Origin of the sequence: Macrococcoides caseolyticum, assembly GCF_002902665.1 — a bacterium.
GTDB classification, from domain to species: domain Bacteria; phylum Bacillota; class Bacilli; order Staphylococcales; family Staphylococcaceae; genus Macrococcoides; species Macrococcoides caseolyticum.
Genome location: NZ_PPRM01000109.1, coordinates 1 through 1720 on the forward strand (window position 1 = coordinate 1; position 1720 = coordinate 1720).

At 27.6% G+C, this 1720-nt stretch carries 1 protein-coding gene; it reads right to left on the reverse strand.

Annotated elements, in window-relative coordinates:
- Positions 1–391: 391 nt before the first annotated feature.
- The gene (locus CD152_RS11225; RefSeq protein WP_103214799.1) at positions 392–1636 is read right to left on the reverse strand and encodes a tyrosine-type recombinase/integrase; all 1245 of its coding nucleotides are present in this window, start codon (positions 1634–1636) and stop codon (positions 392–394) included.
- Positions 1637–1720: the final 84 nt, after the last annotated feature.

Genomic DNA, 1720 nt, shown 5'->3' on the forward strand with positions numbered 1-1720 from the left:
AAGTAATATAGCATCAATTATCTTAGTCACATAGGAATTGAAGCATAAAAAATAATTAGTTAAGGTAAAAATTATCCTCTTTATAAACTTATTTATCTGTTGGTTTTTAATTGTATTTATATATGATTTTCAACTTTATAATCATATATTTATCAATATTAGCTATAACTGAGAATATCTTATTTATGTATTAAATAAGTAAGGTTTATTAAAAAATATCGCTGATTAATATTGAAACATTATATTATAATACCTGGAACTTTTAATTCATTTGTTAACTTGCAGTATTAAAAAGTTAATAAAAAGTTTACAATTCTATATTCAAAAAAACTATAACTACAGATAATTAAAGTATATTAAAAAGCTGTCAGAAAAATGTATTCAGACAGCTTTATAAACTTATAGCATTTAATTTAGTTATCATGTCTTTATCCATTTGAGCGGTAACATGTGAATATACTTGTAAAGTAGTTTTATGATCTGTATGGCCAACACGTTCCATTATAGCTTTAAGAGAAACACCGATTTGTGATAAAGTAGATATATGGGTATGTCGGAGAGTATGCGTTGTTATACGCTTCTTTATTTTTTTAGAGTATTTATCATTAGAATTAATAAAATCGACTGTAGTAGCCAATTTCTCGTTAATTTTCTTAGTATGAATTGGGTTACCGTAAGTATTAGTGAAAACAAAGCCACGATCTATATAATCTTCTTCCCATTGTGCTGATTTCTTATTTTCCAGGATAATTGTTTTTAAAATTTGAATACTTCTATCAGATAGTGAGATAGTTCTATAACTTCCTTCGTTTTTTGTTGTGTCTTTCACCCCAAAAGTACCATCTTTTTTGTTAGTCTCCCAAATAATAGATCCATTTATTAATAGCTTTTTATTTTTAAAGTCTATATTACTCTTTTCAATTGCTAATAATTCGGCAATACGCATGCCATTTAGCGCTTGAAATTCAATTGTAAGGGGAATTATCATATCATTTCTCTTTCTCGTTGAAATGCGTCTCTGTGCGTTTAAATCATGCATAGCATTAATGAGTAATTTTAACTCGTCTATTTCAAGATAATTATTTCGCTTACTTTCTATGTCCTTTAAAGATTTAGCCTTATTAGGAACTACAATATCAGACAAGAAACTTATATCTGTAAGACCATATACAACTGATACATGCTTAAATACTCGATTCAGTACCGATTTATAACTTGTCATTGCTGATTTACTTCTATCTTCTTTATTCCAGGCTATGAATATATCTTGTACTTGCTTATATTTATAATTCTTTATTAAATCATCTTCAGGAACTTTTAATTTAATAGCTTTTATAATACTTTTCTTTTCCAGGATTGTTGTTCTTTTTGCTCCTGATGTATTTGTATATATTTCAAGCCATTCATCACAAGCATTATGAACGGTTAAGCTATTCAGTGATTTACTAGCAGTATTACCTATCTTTTCATTTATCTTCTCATCTAAACGCTTCATAGCTTCTTTCTGTGAGGGTTTAGTGTCTTTATTCATGACTACAGACACACGTCGCCATTTTTCAGAGAGGGGATCTTTATATTTCTCGTAGAAGCGGTACTTGGTAACTCCATTTTTATCTTCAAATGCTTCACACCACATAAATATCAACTCCTTTTATTCATATTATTTTTAAATATCTAAAAAGTGATTTTTATATATTATTGGTATAGCTCATTTATTAAT